We start from the raw sequence: 244 nt of genomic DNA on the forward strand, positions 1-244 counted from the left end.
TCGCTGTATTTCAGCGCGAACTTCCAGACGGAGATCGGCGGCCTGCCGTTCACCTTCAACGCCGGCATCCGTAACGAGGTCACCAACCTGTCCTCGACCGGTCAGGGCCGCCAGCCGGTACGGATCGTCACCAGCTCGGCTGATCCGACGCTGCTCACGGTCGACCAGTATACCGAGATCCAGCCGGTCACGAACACCAGCTCCTATTCGTACCTGCTGCCCAGCCTCGATGCGAAGCTGGAGC

The 244-nt window shown here is 62.7% G+C and carries 1 protein-coding gene; it reads left to right on the plus strand.

Translation table 11 applies throughout. The annotated features are described in order from the left end of the window. Nucleotides 1-244 (plus strand): hypothetical protein (locus tag AC0IYH_RS33425; protein WP_471838726.1); only part of this gene is annotated, 244 nt, incomplete at both ends.

Source organism: Pseudomonas sp. AC463 (assembly GCF_979253585.1).